Source organism: Pseudomonas sp. CFBP 8770 (assembly GCF_014841705.1).
Lineage (GTDB): Bacteria > Pseudomonadota > Gammaproteobacteria > Pseudomonadales > Pseudomonadaceae > Aquipseudomonas.
Genome location: NZ_JACYUL010000005.1, coordinates 457,180 through 480,567 on the forward strand (window position 1 = coordinate 457,180; position 23,388 = coordinate 480,567).

18 protein-coding genes and 2 pseudogenes are annotated in these 23,388 nt (G+C 56.8%); 13 read left to right on the plus strand and 7 right to left on the minus strand.

The features are described from left to right. Positions 1 to 85: 85 nt before the first annotated feature. From IFT98_RS14160 to IFT98_RS14175, 4 genes are all read left to right on the plus strand, one after another. Entirely contained in the window at positions 86 to 1,261 is a 1,176-nt protein-coding gene (locus IFT98_RS14160; RefSeq protein WP_244650959.1) for a Gfo/Idh/MocA family protein, read from the plus strand. Beyond that, a complete protein-coding gene (locus IFT98_RS14165) occupies positions 1,258 to 2,334 on the plus strand; it encodes a sugar phosphate isomerase/epimerase family protein (protein WP_192049401.1) in 1,077 nt (358 codons plus the stop codon). The genes IFT98_RS14160 and IFT98_RS14165 overlap by 4 nt, the downstream gene beginning before the upstream one ends. Before the next feature lie 52 nt (positions 2,335 to 2,386). Continuing rightward, on the plus strand, positions 2,387 to 3,613 hold the full coding sequence (locus IFT98_RS14170; protein WP_192049403.1) for a nucleoside permease: 1,227 nt from the start codon (positions 2,387 to 2,389) through the stop codon (positions 3,611 to 3,613). Between the two features lie 217 nt (positions 3,614 to 3,830). Beyond that, entirely contained in the window at positions 3,831 to 4,463 is a 633-nt protein-coding gene (locus IFT98_RS14175) for a dTMP kinase (protein ID WP_192049405.1), read from the plus strand. A 5-nt stretch (positions 4,464 to 4,468) separates the two neighbouring features. Here the strand turns inward: IFT98_RS14175 and IFT98_RS14180 are convergent, their stop codons facing one another. The 6 genes and pseudogenes from IFT98_RS14180 to IFT98_RS21105 all read right to left on the minus strand — a co-directional run. After that, entirely contained in the window at positions 4,469 to 5,452 is a 984-nt protein-coding gene (locus IFT98_RS14180; RefSeq protein WP_185793316.1) for a M14 family metallopeptidase, read from the minus strand. 83 nt (positions 5,453 to 5,535) lie between these two features. Continuing rightward, positions 5,536 to 6,846 carry an MFS transporter gene (locus tag IFT98_RS14185; RefSeq protein ID WP_192049407.1) on the minus strand — a complete coding sequence of 437 codons (1,311 nt, stop codon included), beginning with the start codon at positions 6,844 to 6,846 and terminating at the stop codon, positions 5,536 to 5,538. Between the two features lie 296 nt (positions 6,847 to 7,142). Next, on the minus strand, positions 7,143 to 8,042 hold the full coding sequence (locus IFT98_RS14190) for a LysR family transcriptional regulator (RefSeq protein ID WP_192049409.1): 900 nt from the start codon (positions 8,040 to 8,042) through the stop codon (positions 7,143 to 7,145). Positions 8,043 to 8,122: 80 nt separating this feature from the next. After that, a complete protein-coding gene (locus tag IFT98_RS14195) occupies positions 8,123 to 9,283 on the minus strand; it encodes an acyltransferase family protein (RefSeq protein WP_192049410.1) in 1,161 nt (386 codons plus the stop codon). A gap of 300 nt (positions 9,284 to 9,583) precedes the next feature. Then, positions 9,584 to 10,753, minus strand: coding sequence for an acyltransferase family protein (locus IFT98_RS14200; protein WP_192049412.1), 1,170 nt, complete (start codon positions 10,751 to 10,753; stop codon positions 9,584 to 9,586). Positions 10,754 to 11,054: 301 nt separating this feature from the next. Beyond that, positions 11,055 to 11,274 (minus strand): annotated as a pseudogene (locus tag IFT98_RS21105) (NYN domain-containing protein); the annotation flags it as partial. 539 nt (positions 11,275 to 11,813) lie between these two features. Between IFT98_RS21105 and IFT98_RS14205 the strand changes: the two are divergent. From IFT98_RS14205 to IFT98_RS14220, 4 genes are read left to right on the plus strand one after another with little or no spacing between them, the layout of a single operon-like run. Then, positions 11,814 to 13,271: a DUF3375 domain-containing protein gene (locus IFT98_RS14205; RefSeq protein ID WP_192049414.1), complete on the plus strand. Its 1,458-nt coding sequence runs from the start codon at positions 11,814 to 11,816 to the stop codon at positions 13,269 to 13,271. Continuing rightward, positions 13,268 to 14,065 carry a DUF4194 domain-containing protein gene (locus IFT98_RS14210; protein WP_192049416.1) on the plus strand — a complete coding sequence of 266 codons (798 nt, stop codon included), beginning with the start codon at positions 13,268 to 13,270 and terminating at the stop codon, positions 14,063 to 14,065. Before IFT98_RS14205 ends, IFT98_RS14210 begins: the two co-directional genes overlap by 4 nt. Then, positions 14,058 to 17,447, plus strand: a complete 3,390-nt coding sequence (locus IFT98_RS14215; RefSeq protein WP_192049418.1) for an ATP-binding protein — start codon at positions 14,058 to 14,060, stop codon at positions 17,445 to 17,447. The genes IFT98_RS14210 and IFT98_RS14215 overlap by 8 nt, the downstream gene beginning before the upstream one ends. Then, the gene (locus tag IFT98_RS14220) at positions 17,447 to 18,643 is read left to right on the plus strand and encodes a DUF3322 domain-containing protein (RefSeq protein ID WP_192049420.1); all 1,197 of its coding nucleotides are present in this window, start codon (positions 17,447 to 17,449) and stop codon (positions 18,641 to 18,643) included. The genes IFT98_RS14215 and IFT98_RS14220 overlap by 1 nt, the downstream gene beginning before the upstream one ends. Here IFT98_RS14220 and IFT98_RS14225 read toward each other — a convergent pair. Next, positions 18,605 to 19,078 carry a DUF3800 domain-containing protein gene (locus IFT98_RS14225; protein ID WP_192049421.1) on the minus strand — a complete coding sequence of 158 codons (474 nt, stop codon included), beginning with the start codon at positions 19,076 to 19,078 and terminating at the stop codon, positions 18,605 to 18,607. The two genes, IFT98_RS14220 and IFT98_RS14225, sit on opposite strands and share 39 nt — an antisense overlap. A gap of 528 nt (positions 19,079 to 19,606) precedes the next feature. Here IFT98_RS14225 and IFT98_RS14230 point away from each other — a divergent pair. The 5 genes and pseudogenes from IFT98_RS14230 (at position 19,607) to IFT98_RS14245 (ending at position 23,386) form a co-directional block, all read left to right on the plus strand. Further along, complete coding sequence (locus tag IFT98_RS14230) at positions 19,607 to 20,536, plus strand: OST-HTH/LOTUS domain-containing protein (RefSeq protein WP_192049423.1); 930 nt, start codon at positions 19,607 to 19,609, stop codon at positions 20,534 to 20,536. A gap of 276 nt (positions 20,537 to 20,812) precedes the next feature. Continuing rightward, positions 20,813 to 21,292: an ImmA/IrrE family metallo-endopeptidase gene (locus IFT98_RS14235; RefSeq protein ID WP_244650960.1), complete on the plus strand. Its 480-nt coding sequence runs from the start codon at positions 20,813 to 20,815 to the stop codon at positions 21,290 to 21,292. Between the two features lie 131 nt (positions 21,293 to 21,423). Next, positions 21,424 to 21,630 (plus strand): LysR substrate-binding domain-containing protein, encoded by a 207-nt coding sequence (locus IFT98_RS14240; protein ID WP_342214168.1) that lies wholly within the window; start codon positions 21,424 to 21,426, stop codon positions 21,628 to 21,630. A gap of 240 nt (positions 21,631 to 21,870) precedes the next feature. Then, a pseudogene (locus tag IFT98_RS21110) lies at positions 21,871 to 22,175 on the plus strand (hypothetical protein). A 101-nt stretch (positions 22,176 to 22,276) separates the two neighbouring features. Continuing rightward, the gene (locus IFT98_RS14245; protein ID WP_192063055.1) at positions 22,277 to 23,386 is read left to right on the plus strand and encodes an AAA family ATPase; all 1,110 of its coding nucleotides are present in this window, start codon (positions 22,277 to 22,279) and stop codon (positions 23,384 to 23,386) included. The last annotated feature ends 2 nt before the right edge of the window (positions 23,387 to 23,388 follow it).

The following is a 23,388-nucleotide window of genomic DNA, read 5'->3' on the forward strand; positions in this document are numbered from 1 at the left end:
AATAAATGTAACCGGTTACATCGCTAGGTCATTGATTGCTGATCTGACCAGCGCTGAGCCGACAAGGATCTAGAGGCTGGATGTTATGCAAAAAACCAGAATGGGTTTCGTCGGTGGCGGGGAAGGGTCGTTCATTGCCCGGGCACATCGGCAGGCGGCAGCGCTGGATGGGCGATTCGATCTGGTGTGCGGTGCTTTCAGCCGCGATTCGCTGAACAATCAGCGTACTGGAAACGCGCTGGGGCTCGCGCCACAGCGTATCTATGGCGACTGGCGGGAGATGATCGAGGCCGAAGCGCGCCTCCCCGAAGACCAGCGCATGCAGTTGCTGGTCAACGTCACGCCCAATCATCTGCATGCGCCCGTCGCACAGCGCGCGATCCAGGCAGGCTTCCATGTGTTCAGCGAAAAGCCCGCCGCTTTGAATCTGGCTGAGCTGCAGGCGCTGGACCAAACCCTGGCCGGCAGTGACCAGTTGTATGGCCTGGCTCACGTGTACCTGGGCTACCCCATGGTCTGGGAAGCCCGCGAGCTGGTGCGTAATGGCCTCATCGGTGCCGTGCGCAAAGTCATCGTCGAATACCCGCAAGGCTGGCTCAGCCAGGACATTGCCAGCGAGGGCAACAAGCAGGCCGACTGGCGCGACAATCCGGAGCAATCCGGCATTGGCGGCTGCATCGGTGACATCGGCACCCATGCGTTTTGCTTGGCAGAGTTCATCGCCGACCAGCAGGTGCATTGCCTCAGCGCTCTGTTGGGTTCTCATGTCGCCGGTCGCCAACTGGACGACGACGTCAGTGTGCTGATCAAGATGAGCGGCGGGGCCAGCGGAGTTCTGATCGCCAGCCAGGTCTGCGCCGGCGAAGAGAATCCGTTGAAGATCCGCGTCTATGGCGAGTTGGGCGGGCTGGAATGGCGGCAGGAAGAACCGTCCAGCCTGATCCACCGTTCGCTTGACCAACCCATGCGCATCCTGCGTTCCGGTCTTGGCCAACCTTGGCTCAGCGACGCCGCCACACGCCGGATGCGTTTGCCCGCAGGGCATCCCGAAGGTTACCTGGAGGCGATGGCCAATCTGTACGTGGACTTTGCCGACGCCATCCAGGCGGGCGGGGCCGGCAACCAGGTGCCAGGCGTACCCGGCATGGACATCGGCCTGCGTGGGATGGCCTTCATCGAAGCCGCACTCATCAACCACCGCGGCGACGCCAAGTGGACCGAACTGATCTGCCCATCTTCCTCACGGAGTACCGCACAATGAACCTTCCTGTCGAGACGGGGCTGCGTGGCCCGGGTATATTCCTGGCGCAGTTCATGTCGTCCGAAGCGCCGTTCGACAACCTGGCCAACATCGCTGGCTGGGCTGCGTCCCAAGGTTACACGTCGATCCAGCTGCCCACGCTCGGCACCCGCTACATCGACCTGGAGCGCGCAGCGCAAAGCCAGGCGTATTGCGATGAGCTGAACGCGGTGTGCGCCAAAGCCGGTGTGCAGATCAGCGAGCTGTCGACCCACCTCCAAGGTCAACTGGTCGCCGTGCATCCTGCTTTCGACGCGGTGTTCGACGAGTTCGCGCCAGCCCACCTGCGCAATGCTCCACAAGCCCGCACCGAGTGGGCCGTCGACCAACTCAAGCTTGCCGCACGGGCCAGCCAACGCCTGGGCCTGACGGCGCATGCCACGTTCTCCGGCGCCTTGCTCTGGCCCTATGTCTACCCGTGGCCGCAGCGGCCCAGTGGTCTGGTCGAGCAGGGGTTTGCCGAGCTGGCCAGGCGCTGGTTGCCGATTCTGGATTGTTTCGAAGAAGCCGGTGTCGACCTGTGCTACGAGATTCACCCTGGTGAGGATCTGCACGACGGCGCCTCGTTCGAGCGCTTCCTGCAGGCAGTCGACCACCATCCGCGCGCCGCCATCCTGTATGACCCCAGCCACCTGCTGCTGCAGCAGATGGACTACCTGGGTTTCATCGACCGTTACCACGCGCGCATCCGCATGTTCCACGTCAAGGACGCCGAGTTCCGTCCCGATGCCCGCTCCGGCGTGTATGGCGGCTACCAGGACTGGGTCGATCGGCCGGGCCGCTTCCGCTCGCTGGGTGACGGCCAGGTGGACTTCAAATCGATCTTCAGCAAGTTGACCCAGTACGGCTTCAACGGTTGGGCCGTGCTCGAGTGGGAATGCTGCCTGAAGGATTCGGCGCAAGGCGCAGGTGAGGGTGCTTCCTTCATCGAGCGACACATGATCAAGCGCACGCAACGCGCTTTCGATGATTTCGCCGGCGTGTCCGCCGACGTGCAATCCAACCGAAGATTATTGGGCTTGCCCGAAGACTGAACCGCCCAAGCTTTCGACCGACACCTGCCATAACAATAAAACGGTGAGCGCAATGAAAACGATGAACGCCCGACTGAGCGTGATGATGTTCCTGCAGTTCTTCATCTGGGGTGGCTGGTTCGTCACCCTGGGAACATTCCTGGCGACGGGCCTGGGCGCCAGCGGCAGCCAGATCGGGCTGGCATTCTCGACGCAATCCTGGGGAGCGATCATTGCGCCCTTCGTCATCGGTCTGATCGCCGACCGCTGGTTCAACGCCGAACGTATCCTTGCCGTGCTGCACTTGCTGGGCGCGGTGCTGTTGTATCAACTCTATCGAGCAGCGGATTTCGCCGCGTTCTATCCCTACGTCCTGGCCTACATGGTGGCCTACATGCCGACCCTGGCCTTGGTGAACTCGGTTGCCTTCCGCCAGATGAAAGAGCCGGCTCGCGAGTTTTCCCGCATCCGGGTATGGGGCACCATCGGCTGGATCGTTGCCGGCGTGGTGATCAGCATGGTTTTCGCCTGGGATTCTGCCCAAGGTATCGCCGGTGGCGCACTGCGCAATACTTTCCTGATGTCGGCCGTCGCTTCGCTGCTCCTGGGGCTTTACAGCTTCACCCTGCCCAGCACGGCACCTTTGCAGGCCACCAGCGAGCGCAAGGGACTGAGTCAAGTGCTGGGCCTGGATGCTTTGGGGCTTCTGAAGGATCGCAGCTACCTGATCTTCTTCCTGGCCTCGATCCTGATCTGCATACCACTGGCTTTCTACTACCAGAATGCCAACCCGTTCCTGGCCGAGATCGGCATCGCCAATCCCACCGCGAAGATGGCCATCGGGCAAGTGTCCGAAGTGCTGTTCATGCTGTTGCTGCCGCTGTTCATTGCCCGCTTCGGCATCAAGATCGCGCTGCTGGTCGGCATGTTCGCCTGGGTGCTGCGCTACGTGCTGTTCGCCTATGGCAGCGGCGGGGAAGAAGTCGCCATGCTGCTGATCGGCATCGCGTTGCATGGTGTCTGCTACGACTTTTTTTTCGTCTGCGGGCAGATCTACACCGACGCCAAGACGCCTGAACGATTCCGCAGCTCGGCACAGGGCCTGATCACCCTGGCCACCTATGGGTTGGGCATGTTGATTGGCTTCTGGGTAGCGGGGCAGGTGACCGATCACTATGCCACGGGCATGCAACATGACTGGAAAAGTATCTGGCTGTTCCCGGCCGGGTTCGCTGCGGTGGTGTTGGTAGGGTTTGCGTTGACCTTCAAAGCCAGACGCACGGAGCAGGCCGCAGGGTAATCGGCATACTGTTAGTCGGTCATCTGCGCTCACAGTCCTGCTTCATCTGCGGTACCACCAGCGGGGCGTTAGGCGACGGCCGTCCGCGCCCACTCCACGCAGATGAACTCCAGCCACCTCTGGCCGTCTGCTAGCCATGGTGCGCTGTTGTATCATTACTGGCAGCGCTTTACCCATGCCACCGCATTTAAACCGTATCTCCATCGTTACGTGATCAATGAATCTTCCATTATTCGTTTCTCTCGACGGGCCCAAGGGCACCGGAAAAACCACGCTGTTGGAGGCCGTAACTAAACTATTGAGGGCCGACGACAAGAAAGTGATCCGGTTATGCGAGCGCAAGAGCGATCCCTTCAGGGCTGAAACCATGATTCTGGTCAACCAACTTGCGAGAAGTCCCCGTCAAGACCTGGAGTGGGAGATCTGTGAGCGTTTCGCCCAGAGCCGGGCCTGGATCTCCCAGAACGTGCTGACCCAGCAGCCACGCGACAGCATCATCCTGATCGATCGCTGGTACCCGTCGGAGGCCGCGTTTCGCCGGATGGTCCCATTCGCAGACATTCTGCAGCTGAACATCGATCGAAACGTGCGAGTGCCGGACCTGCATGTCGGGGTTGTTACAGACCCGGATATTTCATGGGCGAGGGCAGCAGCACGAAGGCGCGGACTCAGCAGTACGGTGATCCATACGCTGGAAGAACATGTCGCTTGTACCCAGGCGTTCGAACGGGCGATTGCAGATCACGGCTGGGTTTGCTGCCGTAATGACGGCAGCCTCGAACAGGCGACGATGCAGGTGGTTTCCGCGATCAACAGGGTCCTTGGGACGGCGCAGGAAGGGAGCGTGTGATCCCACTACCGCTCGACCACACGCGCCAACCTCACCACCGTCACGCCATTGCCCAAATGCCGTAGCGACGGTTGCACCAGCACACAATCATCGTATGGCGTGACCACTGCTTGGTCGCCATCCCAAGCCAGCACACTCCCAGCCTCGCCAATCAACTCCAACCCACGAAAGTCCTCGACGAACGCGAACTCCATGCTTCGGGCTACCACCGGTTCGGTAACCTGCAAGAAGCGCTGGGCTTGCGGCGCACTCGTGCTGATGTAGTTGGCCATGTCTGCTGGCTCCACCACCCCCGTCGTCACAAGAAAGCGAGCCGTTACGTCCATGGCTACCTCACAGCTACGTTGGGAGAAGTGCTGCCCGGTCTCGATCAGCAAGGCATTTTTCTGGCTCAACGGGTCTGCGAAATCCTGGTAGTCGCGCAGGCGGCGGCCATTTGGGTGGCCGGCATCGGCGGCCACGGTTCGCGGAACACCCAGTGTGGCGGCGAAATCCATCCCTTTGGTCTGGGCGCCACACATCATGATCGGCGGCGCTTCCTCGTGCATGGAATGGATATCCAGCAGCAGGTCCACCGTATCGACGATGGGGCGTAGTTCCCGTGCCCGGCGCAGTTCGATGGAGTCCTCTGGCCCATCGAGTTTGCTCGGCAACCAAACCCGGTTCATGTCCTCATCGAGATAGCGAGTGGCGTCGATGTCATCCGGGTCGAAGGCGTGATAGGCGGCGACGTTGCCAAACGCCAATGTCAGGCGACCGCGCACCGGGCGCACCTCATCCTTGAGCAACCTGTCCAGGGCAATCGCGCCGCTGACCTCGTTGCCGTGGGTCAACGCCATCACCATGACGTGAGGGCCGGCCAGGCCGCTGTCGAAAGAATGCACGTAATCGACGCCGCAGTTCCCTTCCTGCCATGGGCGAATGTCGGGAAATTCCACCTCGATGGGGTAGGGGGTCAGGGTAGCGCGTACTTGTTCCAAGGTCTTCATGCAGGTCTCCTGCGGACAAAAGGTGTTTTGGCAGTAAAGGGCAGCGTGGATGTCAGGGTATTGAGTTTCTGCAAGCACACGGCTCAGGTGGGGCGACGATTACGCATGCGTCTACCCAGAACGATCACCGCAATCACGCTGACCAGTGAGGTGGCCACCACATAGAAGCTGGGTGCGAGTTTGCTGCCGGTAGCGTCGATCATCCACGTCACGATCAGCGGAGCGAAACCACCGAACAGGGTCACGGAAAAGTTGTAGCTCAGCGCGAGTCCGGTGCCGCGGATGCTGGTGGGGAAAATGTCGGCGAGCATCGCCGGGATCGGCCCCAGGCAGGCGGCGATCAAGATCCCCACCACTGCTTGCACCATCAGCAGGGTCGTGACGCTGGGGTACAGATTCAGCCAGACGAACATCGGATAGGACGACAGTCCGGTGATCAACAGCGCCAGAGTGAGCACGCGGAAGCGACCAAAGCGGTCCGACAGGCTGCCGAACACCGGCGCCATGAACATCAACATCACACCAGTGACCAGCGCGCCCAGATAGGAGGAGGTGGCAGTAATCTGCAGTTGTTTCAAGGCGTAGGTGGGCATGTACAGCTTGTGTACGTAGTTGAACGCCGTCGCGCCAGCCACCACGCCAATGGACAGCAGGAGGCTGGTACGGCCCTTGACCAGTACGTCGCGCAGCGGTGTCTTGGCTTCGCCCTTGGCGGCGACTTTCTGAAAATCAGGGGTTTCGTCGATCTGGCTCCGAATGTAAAAGCCGACTGGGCCGATCAACAAGCCGACGCCGAATGCCACGCGCCAGCCCCAATCGTTGAGTTGCACATCGCTGAGCAGGTAGCTGAGCAGGGCACTGACGCCCGCCGCCAGCACGGTGGCAAGGCCTTGGGTCGCCAGTTGCCAACTGGCGAAGAAGCCTCGGCGGCTGGGGTCGGCATGCTCGACCATGAAAGCGGTGGCGGCGCCGAACTCTCCGCCGGTGGAAAAGCCCTGGAGCATGCGCGCGACGATGATCAACAACGGCGCGGCGATACCGATCTGTTGGTAGGAGGGGGTAAAGGTGATCATGGCGGTGCCGATCAGCATGATCAGGATCGACATCGTCAGCGATGCTTTGCGCCCCGCGCGGTCGGCGTAGGACCCCAGCACGATGGCGCCCAGTGGACGCATCAGGAACGAGATGCCGAACGAGCCCACCGCGAGCAGCAGGGAGGTGGTCTCGTTGTCGGACGGGAAGAACAGTTTGCCGATCACCACGGCGAAGTAGCCGTAGATCAGCAGGTCATAGAATTCCAGGGCGTTGCCGAAGCTGGCGGCAATGATCTCTTTCCATGGCCCGCGCCGGGTAGTGGCCGGGGTCGCGTGCAGAGTGGTCGAGGCTGTACTCATGGGTGGTTTCCGGGTTCGTTTCACGATTATCGATCCGTCCACCGGGCACAGGCAGTTGGTGGACACGATGGCAGTCATTGTTATGGGTGAAAACGACCGGGCAGCGGTGGAAGGTCTGCGCCTTCGTGGCTACCTGGCCCGAGACCAAGGTGAATCAACGTTGCGTCGCGAACAATTGCTGATTGGGCACAAGCCCGAGCCTATCCGGCACGGGCTTGTAATCGCGGGTGTGACAGGCTTGCCGCAGGGCCGGTGTTTTTTGTTTATGCGCCGTAACAGTGCGCGCAATGGCCGACTCAAACCGGATCCAGGCCTTCCCAGATGCGCATCACCTGTTCGCTTCGATTGGCGCGCAGTCGATGCAACGAAACATCGAACGGGATGTGCAGTTCGCTGCCCCCCGCGAGCACCAGCTCGCCAGCAGCCAATGCATCCTTGACCACCATGCCAGGCAGCCAGGCGAGTCCGGAACCGCGCTTGGCCATTTCCAGAATCGCCTCGTAGGAGTCGGCCTGGTAGATCATGCGCAATGCCAGGCGCTGCGGCAGCTTGGCCAGGTGCTGAGCCAGCACGCCACGCAGTGACAACGAGGGCGACAAGCCCAACCATGCAATGCTTGAGTCGTCGCTGTCCGGACCGATGGCGAATCGCGGCTGGCCACTGTCATCGGGAGCGCTTACCGGTACGAGTTGCTCCTGCGCGAGCACCTTGGAATCGAAGCGTTCGGCGTCCACCAGAATTCGCGTCAGGGGGCTGGAGTAGATGAGTTGCAAGTCGACCTCGCCGGCGGTCAGCTTGAGGATGGCTTCTTGCGCGCCGCCGGTAACCAGTGATACGGGGAACGCGCCGAAGCGCTGGTGCAGCGACTGGTACCAGTCGGGAAAAAACACACGTGCCAGGGTACGTCCGGTGGCGATGCGCAGTGGCTGGTCACGGTTGAGACCGATGGTCTGGAACTGCGCACGGGCTGCCAGCAGCAGCTCCATCGATTGGCTCGCCGCGTCCAGAAACAATAGGCCGGCGGGGGTGAGGGACAATGGCTGTTTGCGTTCGATCAGGGGGACACCAACCCAATCTTCCAAAGCTCGGATACGTCGACCGAAAGCGGGATGGGTCACACAGCGTATCTCGGCGGCCCGCGACAGGCTGCGAGTGCGCGCCAGTTCGATGAAGTCTTCCAGCCATTCCAGTTGCATCGATGCTCCTCATGGCGTCAAGAGCGACCGCGGGCTGCAACACGCCACCCCAAAGGGATGGCGTGAGGCTGCTTGAAAAGTTACTGCACGGTGCCTTGCAGGGTAGGGCCTGGCGTTGCGCCTTTGCGGCGAGTCAGTCGCTTGCCCAATTGCACGCCCGGCATCTCGACATACTTGTAGGTCAATGTCGAGACCAGCAGTACCGCCGCCAACTGCAAGACGACGATGCCGTTGTCGAGCCATATGCTGTGGGTCGAGATGTACTTGACCATGTTGGGCATGTCATGGCCCTGCAGGGTCTCTGTCAGGTCTGTGTGCAGCACTTTCGACAGGACGATGACGGCGCTCTTGAACACGAAGAGAATGGCGGCGTGCGTCAAATAGATGGAGAACGACAGGGCGCCCAGCCAGACGAAAAAGCGCTGGTGCAGCAGTCGCGAGATCACGCCGCGCTCGAACGCGAATACCAGGATCAAGACACAGAACAGCAGGCTGGCATACACGCCCTTGTGATCGATGTTCGACACCAGCAGACGGTAGCCGCCCAGCACCAGGGCAATCTCCAGCAGATTGAAGTCCACGGCGTCCAGGTCCAGGTCCTTGATGCGATCGTAGAGCACATACAGGCAGGCACCGGCGAAGAAGCATGAGGCGCCGCGGAAGATTTCCAGCTTCAGCCAGGATTCACCGTTCCACAAAGTGATGAAGGCTGCCAGGGACACCATTGCGAAGACCTTGACCTTGCTGGTGCGCGCCAGCACTGCCATGACGCCAAATATCAAGTACAGGTAGTACTCGATGCTGATGCTCCAGGAGGGGTAATTGAACGAGCCGGTCATGGCGCTGTTCAGCCAGGATTGCAGCAGGAGCAGGTTGGGCAGAAATTCGTCCATCGAAGTGGCACCGCTGAATGCCGGTTCGTTGAAACTGAAGCCTTTCCTCTCGGCCAGCGAACGACCCATTTCCAGTACCAGGTAAACGCCCAACATCGTCAGATGCAGGGGATACAGGCGAGCCGTGCGACTGATGAAGAAATCTTTATAATCGGTCGCGTTGTTCAAACGCTGGCCGTAGGTATGAAACAACACGAAACCGCTGAGGATAAAAAAGAACTCCACGAGCAGGAAGGCGTTCTTGAAAAACTCGAGTTCGGCAATGCTTTGCACCACGTAAGTGTGGAACAGCACGACGGCAACCGCGCAGAGGCCGCGGAAACTGTCGAGTACGACAAATCTTTTCATGGGTAGTCCAAGGCGTTGTAAGTATTGCTACCCGGTGTCATGCCGAAGAGGCATGGCCCGTAGCCATCACACGAGCTAAGCTAAAGCAAGTCATCGGTAGGCACAAGGGCAATTGGTCGCGAGAGATTGATGCTCATCCCCGCGTGCTGTAGCTGCACGATTCCTCCGGAGCGGTGGTGGGGTCTGGAACGTGAAGAACGCAGGAGGACAGTGTGGCCGAAGCGCGCTTTTGCAGCCTCCCTCCATCAGAAGGTACTGATCGAGGGAGGCTGCAAACCGAGCCGACTACGGTANGTGAAGTCAATCAGTGGTCAACGGCTGCAACCGGCCAACCTCTGCGGTTTGCTGAATATTCGGTTTGCGGACTCTGATGAACGGTTTTTCCACACAAATGAATGTGACGTAGGACAGCAGCGCTACGATGAACAATATCGAAGGGAAGTATACGACGAAGTCGCTCAGCTGGGTGTTTTCGAACGAATAGAGATGCAATATGGAAAACGCGATGTACAGCACTGCGCCATGGGTAAGGTAAAGGCTGTAGCTCACTTCGCCGAGGGATTTCAGGCCCCGACTGGCCAATAAGCCGAACAGATCGTTGCCGAGGGCCAAGATCAGGAAGGGGATGGCTAAGGTGGCGATCTGAAGTGCCGAATAGGCTTCCAGCTTCATCGCGCAGGTAATCAGCAGTAAAGCAGCGACTGATACCAGCGGGTGGGTCATATAGGCGATGCTTTGGGGAAAGTGACGCTTGATGAGTACCGGAATGAATCCGGCCACGAACAGCAGTAGCAAGGCGGGCTTGACGATGCCGAGCACCGTGCCGGCAGCGATCACCGCGAGTACAAGCAGGGACACCAGGGAATACTTGCCGTACCAGGCCTTGTTCGCTAGCGCGGCGATTACTGGTAGCGTCAGGTAGAACAGCCATTCGTACCGTAATGTCCAGTGCACACCAGCGGTCATGATGTTGCTATGAATGAAACCGTTGAACGAGCCTCCGGAAAATGCAAGCCACTTAAAGACCTCCTTGCCTAGCTCCTTCAGCGTGGTGAAAACAAAGCCCGTTTCGTACAGGCTCAATATAATCACGAATATCAGCGCGAATGCATAAAGCGGCATGATCCGCAGTAATCGCGATTTACAAATGTCTAGAAAGTCCGGTCGGCGCTGATAGATTTTCCCAAAGAACAAGAAGCCGGTGATCATGAAGAACAACGACACCTGAACGGCGCCCAGATTATTGAGTACAGCACTTTTAGGAGTGATCCAGATGCCGGTTGTTTTCCAAAAGTAGGTGACCACAAAGTGATGGCATATAACCGCAGTCGCCAAAATGCCACGCAAAGCATCGAGCGGTGAAGAGCGAGCGACAGTAGACGCGGCGAGCACCGGTATGCGAGAGAACAGCGAACTCAGCGCAAAGAGGGAAATGCAGTAAACAAGCAAGATGACCTTGGTGACATCCATTCGAAAATCCTTTCGTCAATGGTCGAAGCATCCGTGGGTCAGCAGCTGTACTCAATGCAAGGGAGTGGGAAGCTTGCAGTCGGGGAACGGTAAATGCCGAGGTATTGCAAAGCAGACAAACTTTTAGCTGAGCCAAGCGCACACGTCAACAGAATGGCGAATATTCCTTATAAATGTTTCACATTTGCTCTTTAGACGGGTTTCTGACGCGCTCGGACTGTGACGTTCGAGATCATTGGGAGTGCAGACGGCGGAGGCTCTAGCTGGGCCTAACCATCGTAGAAATTAAAGATTGCCGCGACTGATGAATCAGCTGAATCGAGTGATCTATCAGAACTTTCTTGCAGCCACCAAGCCCCGGGGCAGTCTAGTCACCGTCGATGGATGCGCTTGACGCTGGCGACACCGTCCTTGGCTATATCTTCGAAAGGACCTTCAACCATTGCAGCTGGTGCGTTGTCAGAGTCGATCAGGACAGTGAGGTCTTTTTGATTGTTGGAGCTGAGGCCGGCGTAGCTGATACGTTTGCGAAAGGAATAGAATCGTCTATTTCGTTGATTTATATAGACTTCTAATCATCGATTTGCAAATTATTGGAAGAAGCCTGATGCGTTTCTACAGTTTGTAGCAAATCTCGTAGGCATTTCTCCGCCTTAATGAAATCTCCCATTGGCGTTTCTATACGTTTCTGAACAGGTACGGGGCCCCTTGGGGCTTCCGAAACCTGGTCAGCCTCTTCTGTCTTCATGTAGGTTCGACGTGTCGCCACTCTTCAAAAATGAAGCTCACGACGCCCGTAGCCCCTTAACACCCGAGCGACATGATATGGCTTATATTGGCTTAGATGGAGGTCAGGATCGGCAATACGCGACGGCGGCCTTGTACATCAGGGTCTGAACCAGACTATCAGCCCTAGGGGTGAGGCCCTGAACGTAAGCGTCCGGGAACGGCATATTGAGATGGGTTTGTAATCCTTTAGGATTGAGGTCTCAGCATCGGATACCAGGTTCGTCTCGCCACGAGCATAGATGCTGCAGCTCACTACTATTAGAGAGGCGCGATGAGTTTGTACGAGAAGCAAGCGCGTTATCGTCGTTTGCATAGTGAACAGTTTGCCTGGCGCTTGCTGCGTGCAGATTCGGCACCGATTATCCTGGCGTTCATCGACAGCCTGTTTGCTGACGAACAAGAGGTGTTGTTCGCACGTGCAAAAGCCGCACTTGAGGCGGAGTTGCCGACCTGGCAGGGAGCGTATGGCATGCAAGACAACGCCAACTCGCACCTGCGCAACTGGATCCATGCCGGCTGGATGCGTGAGCATGATGACAACCTGACCCGTACTGACGCCTTTCATCAGGCACTGCGATTTGTCGAGGGTCTTGAGAGCAGGGATACCACAACATCTGCCACCCACCTACGCCGAGTCCAAGACGCTGTACGAGACCTAGCAGTCGCTCTCAACCCGAGTGCCGAAGAGCGTTTGCTCGTACTGCGTGAACGGATGGCAGAACTGAGTGAAGAAGTCATGCGGCTGGAAGCAGGCATCGTGCCCGAGCTATCCAGTGCAGAACAGCGTGAGCGAGTACGCGGTGTCTACCAGATGGCCTCCGGGCTAACCGGTGATTTTCGCCGGGTTGAGGATGACATCCGTCAACTTGACCAAAGCATCCGTGTTCAGATGATCGAATCGGAAGGCGGTCGTGGTCTGGTCATCCAGAACCTTCTGGATAATGAAGATGCACTTTTGCAGACAGACGCTGGTCAGGCGTTTGACGGCTTTTTCAGGCTCCTCTGCGACGAGAACAGGAGCGTAGAATTCCGTGAGCAAATCCGGTCAATTTTGAATCGTCCGACTGCCAGATCCCACCTGAATGCACAAGAAATCCGTTTTCTCACACATCTGGTGCGTGAGCTGAGTAGCGAAAGTCAGCGGGTAATTTCGATACGTCGCCGCACCCAGGAAAGCCTCAGGGCATTTGTCGAGGCTGGTGCTCAGAGCGAACGCAGGGCAGTCGAGCAGGTGTTGCGCCAACTGGAAAAACTGGCAGTCACCTTTAAGGATCAAGACATTGGCCCACGCACCTCACTAAAGGTACATGTAGCCAGCGGGCCATTCTCGGTTAGCTCGCCATCGAGCATTCGACTGATGCAACCGCAAGCCAGCCTGGATACCAGCAAGGTGGTTCCGCAAAGTAACCAGACCACTGTGAGTGACACCATTCTTGAGTGTTTAGAGGCTGTGCAGATCCAGGAGGTGGCCGAAGCCATGCGCGACCTGCTGGAAAGCCAAGGGCCGATGAGCCTGGCTCAGATCGCCGAGTTGCGCCCTATTCAGGGCGGGCTTGAGGAGTTGGTCGCCCTTGTCCGCATCGCTAAAGCCATTGAAGCGGTTTCCCTTGAAGGCGTCGAGCATCTGGTGGTCGCTGACCGACAAGGTCAGACCATACGTGCCAAAATTCCCGTGCTACTCCTGAGCGCCGACCAGTTCCCGGAGAATTTAGAGAGCCTCCCCCTATGAACCGTGAAGACCAAAACAACGATGCTTTGGCACCGTCGCTCTTCGACACTTACCGCCAGGTGACAGTCACTGCCCTGGCCGATACAGGACACCGGGAAGAAGGACTGGCAAAGCAGGAGGAGCCCGGCGAACTTGACGAAGTGGCCGTCCAACCTGAATCACAGGTTGTCCACGACATCATGCCAGCGGAGGCTCGTCGGGCCCTGAGGCTGCTATTGAACACGGGTGTTGTGCGGGCGGAAAAGAAACGCTTGGCTTTTGAAGCGCTCTGCCAGCACCGAGCACTCATCGCCGCTCATCTGGCCAACATGTTGCTGTGTATGACGCTAGACCAGAAAGCAGGCATTGCTATCCTTCTCGAGCAGGACTTGAGCGAATCCGAGTTCGAGGATCTGACAGACGAGGATGGCTCAAGCCTAGTTGGAAAACGCACTATGCCGCTTTACGACACCTTGGTGCTGCTGGTGTTGCGCAAGTACTACCAGGAGCGGGAAGTCATTGGTGAGAACAAGGTGATGATCGATGTCGACACCATCGCCGAACTCATGACCCCTTTCTTGAAGCTCACCAACAGCAGCGCTCTTGAGCGCAAGACCCTCAATGGCTCTATAGCTAAGCTGCGCGAAAAGCGCCTGTTGGCGAATGTGCGCGGCGACGGTGAGCGATTGGAAATCACCCCGGTCATTCGGTACGTGGTCAATGCCGACTTCCTGAATACCCTGCTAAGCGAGTACCAGCTGCTTGCCGAACGGGGGAGTGTGATGGGTCAACAGGAGGTAGAAGACGATGTCTGACACGACCAATACCAGCTTTGGCGATCTATTCTCTACAGGGCAGATCCGCCTAGCGGAGATCTCGGCTTACAACTGGGGTTCCTTCCACGGGTTACACACGGCAGTGATCGACCCTGAAGGCACCCTGATCACCGGTGATAACGGTGCGGGTAAGTCGACGCTCATCGATGCGCACATGGCACTGCTCAACCGGCCTGGGCAAACGTCATTCAACATCGCAGCCTCGCAAGGTGATCGTTCAGATCGCAACCTGATGTCCTATATTCGCGGCAATTACGGGACAGCCCACGACGGTTCTCAAACCCTCAACCTGATGAAGCGCGATGGCGCCACCATGACCGCCTTGCGTGCCCTATACCGGGCCGACGATGGCTCCGAGATAACGTTGGTTTCCATGTTCTGGATTCGCCAGGCCGGCGCCTCCATGACTGACCTCAAGCGTTTCTACCTGGTAGGTAAGCGGAATGTCAGTCTGGAAGTGCTCCTGCAGCAGTTTGGTTCCAACAACGTGCGCCAGCTCAAGCAGTATGTCGATGACGACCCAATGCTTAAGCACTTCGACAACAGTTTTTCTGCGTACCAAGAGTATTTCACTAGGCTGCTACGCATGGAAAACTCCAATGCGCCGGCGCTACTGCAGCGTGCATTGGGTCTGAAGAAGATTGATGACCTGACAGCGCTGATCCGTGAACTGGTGCTGGAGCCAAGCAAAGTTCGCGATCTGGCTACTGGGGTTGTTAAGGAATTCGACGATCTGATCGCCGTCCACAATGAGCTGGATACAGCTAAGCAGCAAAAGGAGGTGCTGAGCATCCTGCCAGACCATAACCGGAACTATGAGAGTTCCTTGGAGGAGCAAGGGCAGGTCAATTCAGAGGCCGCTGGGTTGACTGCATTCTTCGGTGAGCAGGGCAACCGACTCTGGGGACTGCGCTGTGAAGATCTGGATCGCTCGCTGGATGACCTGACGTCGGACGGTAAGCGTTTGGCTGAATCGGTGTCGCAGAATGAGGAGCGTGTAACCTCGCTTTTACACGCCTACCAGCAGCAGGGCGGTGATCGCCTTGATAGCCTGCGGCGTGAGGTTGAGGATGCGGAGAGGGGCTTCCAGACCACGACCAATAAGGCCCATGACTACCAGAAGGACACTCGTGATCTTGGGCTTGCTGAAACGCTTACCGCGAGCGCCGTGCGGGACAACATCGCTTCGGCCAAAGCTGTCCTGGTAGATTTACCCGCTCAGATTGACGATGCGAAGAATGCTTTCGGCGAGTCGCGTGGCGCTCTCTCGGGCATTACCCAACAGATAAAGAACCTGCAGGCCCAGATCAGTGAAATTGAGAAGCGGCCCCACTCCAACATTGACGCCGCGTTTCAGCGCCTGCGGGACGAAATGGTTGACAGCCTGCAACTCAACAAAGATGGCGTCGTATTTATCGGTGAGCTGCTCGACGTGCGCAGTACCGAAGCGCGTTGGCGCGGTGCTATTGAGCGGGCGCTTGGGGGCCACCGGACAACGTTGCTGGTGCCCGAAGACAAGTTCCGCATGGTTATCGGCTGGGTAAACGGCCGACACACCGGCCTGCATGTTCGTGTCCAGGTTGTCAGCAAGACCGAGCGCAACCCGGAGTTCCTCGGCGACGGGTTCCTACGCAAACTAGAATGGAAAGAACATCCGTATCGCGACTGGCTAAAGCGCCATCTGGCGCGTTTCGACCTGCACTGTGTGGATTCCACAGAAGTGCTCAATGATACCCCTTACTCCATGACCCGCGAGGGCCTGGTGCACATGGAAAAGGGGCGTTTTGAGAAGAAGGACGGGATACGCGTCGACGATAAACAGAACTGGTACCTCGGATTCAACAACCTCAGCCGACTGGCGGCACTCCAGGAAGAGGGGGAGCGCCTGCGGGAAGGCCTCGATTCCGCCCGATCCGATGAATCTGTAAAACGTCAGGAAATGGACATCCTGGTGGCCTCTGAGGCCATCTGGGAACGTGTGGCTCAAACCCTGTGGGATCAAATTGACGTCACCTTGGCAAAGCAACACCTGGACACCCTAAAGAACGACCTTGCGGCCCTCAATGCTCCGGACAGCGATCTGAGTAAGGCCAAGGCGCTGGTTGAACTGGCTAAAAAAGAGCTCCAGGAAATCCGCACTGCGCAAAACCAAAATGCCAGAGCGGTCGGTGGGTTCGAGTTGGAGATCCGGCAGGCCAACAAAAGTCGTCAGGTCTCAGCCCTTGCTGCCAGTGCAGGCTTGGCAGACGCTGTGCGCCAGTCATTGTCCCTGCGTGTTGGCATTCTTACCTTGGAACATCTGGATAAACTCAATCAACTGGAGAAGACCCAGCGAGAGTTCCTAGATGATGCATTGAACTCGATTGGCAAACGAGCGAATCACTACAACGGTCGCATGATCGCGATCATCAACAGCTTCAAGACAAAGTGGCCGTTGGTTGCCAACGACTGGTTGACGACTATCGAGGGTCGCCAGGATTACATCGACTACCTCGACAAGCTTAATAACGAGGGTCTGCCCGATCTGGTTGAGCGCTTCCAGCAGCGTCTAAACAACAATACCACCCAGTCCCTGGGCCGCATGCAACGGGCCATTGATGACGAGCGTGAGGACATTCAGGATCGTATCGCCACCATCAACGAAGTGCTGGAGCGTACTGAGTTCAACCACGGCACGTTCCTGCGGCTGAAACATGAGGATGAACACTACACGCATGTCAAAGAATTCACAGCCTTACTGGGCTCGGTTCTTAAACATGCCTCAAGCGGTGATCACGAGGCTCGGTTCCGCGAGCTTTGCAGTCTGATCAGCAAGCTGGAAAAGGCTACCAATTCAGCCACCGCCATTAACCTGGAGAGTCAACGCCTCTTGGATTCGCGCTACCGCATGACGTTCTATGCCAACGAAATCGTGAAGGAAACCGGCGCCGTGCGTGATGTGCTTCGCTCATCTTCAGGCAAGTCCGGTGGGGAGAAGGAGTCGTTTGCCGGCATCATCGTGGCCGCAAGCTTGGCCTATGTGTTGACCCCAGATGGTGCTCCGCACCCAATGTATTGCACCGTGTTCCTGGATGAAGCCTTTTCCAACACTGCCGATAAGGTGAGTCGCCGCGTGCTGCGGGTGTTCCGTGAGCTTAAAATTCACGTCAACTTGATTACACCCTACAAGAACCTGAACCTGGCTCGTGATTCAGCCCGCTCTCTGATCATCGCCGAGCGTAAGATCGATGGCCATGAAAGTCGCCTGAGCCAGATCACTTGGGATCAACTCGACCAGCAAAGCGCTGAACGCCGGGAAGCCAAGCAAACTCAATTGGCCGGGGTCGCTGAAGGCCTGGGCATTCAGATGGAGCAACGCTAATGCGCAGTTGGGGGCGTTTGCCGACCGAGGTCATGCGCGAGGTCGAGCGCCTTGAGTGGAATAACGCAACCAATCTACGGGGGCGCCTGCTGGGCACGCGGCGCTTTCCGATCAGCTTGCCGCTTAAGCCACCAGCGGCTGGCGATGCATTGATGGACATTGACCACTTCCACAACTGGGTCAACGCCTGGCGGCAATGGAGCAAGCCAGATCAGGTTAAGTGGGTAACCCGCAGGTATCGAGTGGTGGGAGATGTCGAGGTACCGGAGCGGCTTGATCTTTCGAATGTTAAAGAGTTGATTGAAGCCATCGGGCCGGCAGCCGTCCAGCGTTCTCAGATCTGGGCGGCACTCATGGAACCCCTTCTGGCAGTGGATCGAAATCTGTATGACACCCTCATTGGTCAGATTCTTGTAGTCGAGCAAATGAGTCATCGTGCTGCCCAGCAGATGGCGAAGGTGCTGCCACAGTTGCGTCAGGGTATGGGGGATGGGTGTTACCTGCGTGGGGTGCCTGTACAAGGGATTGATACCAAATTTCTGGAAACGCACACACCTCTGCTGACCACCTTGCTTGATGTCATCCACAATGGGGCACTGTGTGAAGCCGGTGGGCTGGAGGCCTGGCTCGGCTGCCTGCAAACCCCGAGCAACTGGCTCTATATTCGACCCTTGTGTCCAGAACTTAGGCAGCAAATGGGTGGCTTCTCAGTATTACAGATTCCCCTCGAAGAGTTTTTGGCACGACCATTACCTGGTCGCAGGGTGTTGGTCGTAGAGAACACCAAGCCCGGCTACGCCTTGCCCGAACTTCCAGACACGGTCGCCATCTTTGGCGGCGGCCGGAACACCCAATGGCGTATGGCTCCATGGCTCGCCGAGCGGGATATAGCATATTGGGGAGACATCGACAGCTGGGGGCTGACTATCCTTGCTCACGCCAGGCAGGCACTGCCAGGGATTACGGCCTTGATGATGGATCACGAAACCTTAATGGCGCACATGGATTTTTCCGTGGAGGAGCCGCGCTCAACGAACCTTCCTGCTGTGGGTTTATTGTCGGAGGAGCGCCTGCTGTTTGAGTCGCTTATCAAATCTGCGCAAAGCATTATCCGTTTGGAACAAGAGTACCTTGCCCAGAATTATGTTTTGTCCAAGCTATACAGCTGGGCGAAGTGCTGCACCACGAAATCGTAATAGTCGTCTCCAACGCAACCCGGTTTGAGTCCGGAAAGGCCTGCTATTTCGCCTATCAGGGCCGGAAAAATAAGGTGGCCATACAAGGTAGTGAGCTAGGTTGGTCGCAACAAAGAATTTCTTCTCCACCAGCTCGATGAGAAATGGAGTTTTGTTGTTCGCAATCAACTTTACTAGGTCAAGTATGAAGGCTGGCTTACTTTTGTAGATGTTCGTCGATTTCAGATCATTGCTTTGTATCCGATGCTTGAGCTTCAGTGCGCTGATGTCAGCCTCGAACTGCGTTAGATCTTTGATGCCAAGGCATCCCAGTCCAACGTAGGGCTGCCCGCCGTAACTCAGGGTTTCGCCCCCTAGAATTAGATCGCCCGTATTGCCAGATTCGTCAATGAAGTACGTTATTTCAGTGTTGTCTTGGATCATCTGATCGCTCATGTAGTCTCCCCCCGCTTCGTGGCTGCCTAGTCAAAATGGTCACTACGTTCTCGACATGCGCATCAAGCGCTCGGCTTGGAGTGGAACGCCGGCCGGGAGAGTAGAGCTATGCTGGGAGTTCGACTATGCCTAATTGGTCTGACGTCCACGGGTTTTTCCTTGCAGCCTCGCCAACCTTATGGCTGGAGCAGGCTGACCATTTGACCAGTAGTTGCAGTAGGGGGCACTTGCCGTCGGCCTTCATCGCGGGTGTTGTGCTGTGGAAGATCGGACTTGAATTGCTGGAGCTCGGCCGACAGGCATAGCGGTTTGGAGGCGCTGAAACCTTGGCGTTAATGGGTGGCACTTATGCATCTGATCCGTGCCATAAGGGCCGTTGGAGGGCGCCAAAAGTGGTCGGGAAGGATCGATACCTGCATCGCTGAAAAGGGCATGCTCTACGAAACAAATCAAGCTTTATGAGCACCAAAATATGATTCAGACTCACCGCACCAGTTCTGCCCACTGTTGATGATTGAGTCGCTATTCATGGATGACGCCGCCACCCCTTCAGATATTTTGCCCCGCCTTCAATGGGAGGTGCAGCGCAAACTTGGGCGCTGCCTCCTGCAATTACAGCAGTACGAAAAGCTGCTGAAAGCCATGGTCTCCCGTCACGAGGTGAGTGGCCCGTTAGATCAACTTGAAGCTATCCGAGAGAAGATGGCGAATGCTGTTCAGCAGAAGACCCTGGGCACACTGATGGGGATGCTGACCGATACCTATATAACCTCGCCTGTGGTTGGTGATCGACCGCAGTCAGCGCAAGTCGAAACGGACGACCAGACCTGGTTCAGCTATCGGCACGAGCTTCAGATGCCATCTGAAAACTATGAGATGACGAAGGTTGCCCTGCGGGAGCTGGTAGGTCTGCGCAATCAGCTGGTTCATCACTTTATTGACCGGTTCGATCTCTGGTCAGTGGATGGCTGCTCGACAGCAGATGAGTTCCTAGAGGAAAGCTATAAGACCATTCATCAGCACTACCTGAACCTACGAGACTGGGCCAAGGGCATGAATGAGGCTCAAGAGACCTTGGCCTTGTGGCTCCAAAGCCCAGCCGCTCAGGCGATATTCGATGCCGGGTCGATCCATGGATCGGTGGATGGCTCAGATCACGGCATATATGCCTGCTTGAAAGAGGCTGAGGCGAAGTTTGCCGAGGGCGGTTGGACTCACCTGGGTTGTGCCATTCGCTGGATCGCCAGTTGCTACCCGGAACAAACTCCGAAACGGTATGGCTATAGCAGTTGGCGACAGATCCTCCACGAGTCAAAGCAATTCGAGACACGGATAGACCGAGCAGGACGTGAGCCTGCAGTCGTCTGGTATCGCGGGGCCCTCGAAGTCGTTGCGCCAAGCAGGAAATGTGTTGAGCCAGAGGCTGCAGTGCGGACGACAAAGCGGATCCCCGATTGAGTTAAGATCCCAACTGACTCTCATGTGCGACCGAGGTCTGGTGCGACATAACCATGCGTAATTGCCCGTGAGTCGATTTGGAAGCCAAGCCGCGGAGGCGCTGCCCGGCACAGATGGGGACAATGATACCATCTGTGGTGGCATCGGGAAATTACTCCACTTCAGGCGCGTGATCCGAGGAAGGCAGCACTAGCCTACGGCTTTGAGTATCGTGAGTTTCCCGACCTCGGTGATCCCAAGTTCATCCGAGGTGGTTCAGGCCCCAAAATCGCGGGTTTGATCGACCGCCAGGCCAATCGCACCGCCATCTCTCAGGAATTCTCGTCGACGGTAAAGCTCTTCACTGGGGCGCATGAGATCGGGCACCTCGTTCTGCATCAGGGTGAAGTCATGCATAGGGATCGGGCTCTAGATGGCCGCCCTGTAAGCGGGCCGAGCAACCGTGAGGAGCGCGAAGCAGATTTTTTCGGTGCTTGCTTCCTGATGCCGGCGAAGCTGGTTGCTGATCGTTTCAGACGCCAATTCCTGTGCGGTGACCGCCTGCACTTCAATGATACGGTCGCCTACCACCTTGATCCCCACAACATCGAGGGATTGCTGTACGCCTCTGCAGACTCCTTGGAGCGGGAGCTTGCACTAGCCCGATGCCAACGTTTCAATAATCTGAATGTTGTTTCGCTGGCAGCGCAGTTTGGGGTGTCTGACTCGGCCATGGCGTTACGGCTCAAGGAACTGGGCTTGGTTCGGTGGCCGTAGCTTGCAGCCTCTCTCCCGATTACTCGCGCCTGGGGCGTGAAGGCTTGGGGATGTCATAGAGGAAAACGCACTTTCATTGACGCACCAAACGCCGCGAGCTTGTCATAGCAATCGCTTTTGAGTTTGGAGCGATCTGTTTCTGCGCCCCAGCATTGCCTTCATTTCGCGAGCGATATCCGACCCTTGCGATCGATCTGCGATTGGGTGACCAGTTCTCGGACATCATCGAGCAGGGCATCGGCGTGGCGATACGTGTCGGCAATCTCGCGGACTCTCGGCTCATCTCAAGACCTCTTGGCCCGCATCGGATGGCAGCCGGCAGATGGCTCCGAAAGTAAGGGTGTTTGTCGATTTTGTCGTGGAGCATTTCGCAAAGGGACTCGTCCTTTAGAACTATCGACCATCTTCAGTGGGCAGGCAGCTGCTTACGACGTCTGCTGTGCGTTAGCGGGAGGTAGGGTGCTCAAGTCCTAATGATTGCCCCAATCGACAAATCCTGTGGGGACGGTATGGTCATATGCTACCCCACGGTAACTGCTTCCAACGGTTTGGCCTTTGCGAACTCATTAGGTAAACCCATGATTTCAGCTGTTGTCTTTGACGCCTTTGGCACCCTGGTCGACCTCCGAAGCAAGCGTCATCCTTTCAGGCAATTACTCAAGGTCGGTGCGATGAAGCCGGACGCCGTGATCTACCAGTCCATCTCGACGATCAGCATGACCAGATCGCGATGGTGGGTGACTCGCTGGAGTGCGATCAAGATGGGCCCAGGGCAGTGGGGATGCTGGGATTCCATTTGGACAGGTCGGGTAGGGGGCCCGTGCGGGATTTGGCTCAGTTTGCACAGCTAATTATCGAATCCAGGGCCAGGAACAGCGCGTAAAGGTTACAAATGAGCTGGGCCACATTTGACTGGTGGCACTGTGCAACCAACCAGTCTGGCATTACACTCCGGTGGTATGCATCCCCCGCTAAGGAAAGCCCGTGCTAAACAGAATTTTACTTCGTAACGTGTCTAGTTATTCCCCCACCTCCGTTGTTAGCGTTGGGCCCCTGAAGCGGGTCAGCGTATTTTACGGTCAGAACGGTACCGGCAAAACAACGATCGGTAACTATCTACAAGCGCCGGCGGATACGAAGTTCAGTGAGTGCCAGCTCGAACCGGTCAAAGAGCGGGAAATCCTCGTTTACAACCACAGCTTCATGGAGAAAAATTTCCACGAGGAAGCCTCTCAACCAGGTGTATTCACACTGAACGAGGAAAATATTGAAGCGGAGAAAGCCATAGCTGACGCCGAAGCGGCTATCAACTTACTTACCGGTACCCTCGATGCTCACATGATGGCAGGCAAAGAGGCTAAGGCAGCTCAGGAGCTAGCCAAAGACAAGCTTAAAGACAGTATCTGGAAGCACAAGACTCCTTTTGACAACAGCCCACTCGCTTACTGCTTCAATCGCCTTAATACTAAGGAACGAGTGCTTGATGCAGTCGCACAGGTGGCATTAGCGCCCACGACGGATACGCCTGACGCTCTACGTGCTGAGGCCGCAGCCCTTCACGGAGCAAGTGATGTCGTGCTCCCGGCTATACCTTCGATAAAATTTACAGGCGGTGAAATTGAAGCAGACCTGATCTTAGTAGAGGTAATTTCAGGTAGCGGAGATTCCTACCTTTCGGCTCTGATACAGGAATTTGGTAACTCAGATTGGGTGAAACACGCACTCAAATTTGAGTCACATGCGAAAGACCAGTGCCCCCTGTGCCAGCAGTCGCTACCTCAGGACTTTTACGGAGAAGTGCGCAAGGTCTTTGACGTGACCTATGAGAAACGCCTGGCTGCATTGAACGCCCTACAGCAGAGGTACCAAGGTGCTGTCGAACAGCTTCTCCGCCAGTGCAATGGGCCAACCTATGAAATAGAGGCGATCCAAATCCATGCCGTAAATCTGCGGGCGCTTCTGCAAAGGAACCTTCAAATCTTAGAGACGAAGGTTTCTAACCCTACAACTGCCGTATCTCTGGACTCTAGGGAAACTCTGAAAAAGGCTTCCAGATTTGGTGAAATACCCGCCTCACAGGAATCGAACGGTTGAGT

Bases quoted from the DNA above. Each gene is read 5' to 3' on its own strand.
- IFT98_RS14160 (WP_244650959.1), top strand. From the start codon at position 86: ATGCAAAAAACCAGAATGGGTTTCGTCGGTGGCGGGGAAGGGTCGTTC.
- IFT98_RS14165 (WP_192049401.1), top strand. From the start codon at position 1,258: ATGAACCTTCCTGTCGAGACGGGGCTGCGTGGCCCGGGTATATTCCTG.
- IFT98_RS14170 (WP_192049403.1), top strand. From the start codon at position 2,387: ATGAAAACGATGAACGCCCGACTGAGCGTGATGATGTTCCTGCAGTTC.
- IFT98_RS14175 (WP_192049405.1), top strand. From the start codon at position 3,831: ATGAATCTTCCATTATTCGTTTCTCTCGACGGGCCCAAGGGCACCGGA.
- IFT98_RS14180 (WP_185793316.1), bottom strand. From the start codon at position 5,452: ATGAAGACCTTGGAACAAGTACGCGCTACCCTGACCCCCTACCCCATC.
- IFT98_RS14185 (WP_192049407.1), bottom strand. From the start codon at position 6,846: ATGAGTACAGCCTCGACCACTCTGCACGCGACCCCGGCCACTACCCGG.
- IFT98_RS14190 (WP_192049409.1), bottom strand. From the start codon at position 8,042: ATGCAACTGGAATGGCTGGAAGACTTCATCGAACTGGCGCGCACTCGC.
- IFT98_RS14195 (WP_192049410.1), bottom strand. From the start codon at position 9,283: ATGAAAAGATTTGTCGTACTCGACAGTTTCCGCGGCCTCTGCGCGGTT.
- IFT98_RS14200 (WP_192049412.1), bottom strand. From the start codon at position 10,753: ATGGATGTCACCAAGGTCATCTTGCTTGTTTACTGCATTTCCCTCTTT.
- IFT98_RS14205 (WP_192049414.1), top strand. From the start codon at position 11,814: ATGAGTTTGTACGAGAAGCAAGCGCGTTATCGTCGTTTGCATAGTGAA.
- IFT98_RS14210 (WP_192049416.1), top strand. From the start codon at position 13,268: ATGAACCGTGAAGACCAAAACAACGATGCTTTGGCACCGTCGCTCTTC.
- IFT98_RS14215 (WP_192049418.1), top strand. From the start codon at position 14,058: ATGTCTGACACGACCAATACCAGCTTTGGCGATCTATTCTCTACAGGG.
- IFT98_RS14220 (WP_192049420.1), top strand. From the start codon at position 17,447: ATGCGCAGTTGGGGGCGTTTGCCGACCGAGGTCATGCGCGAGGTCGAG.
- IFT98_RS14225 (WP_192049421.1), bottom strand. From the start codon at position 19,078: ATGAGCGATCAGATGATCCAAGACAACACTGAAATAACGTACTTCATT.
- IFT98_RS14230 (WP_192049423.1), top strand. From the start codon at position 19,607: ATGGATGACGCCGCCACCCCTTCAGATATTTTGCCCCGCCTTCAATGG.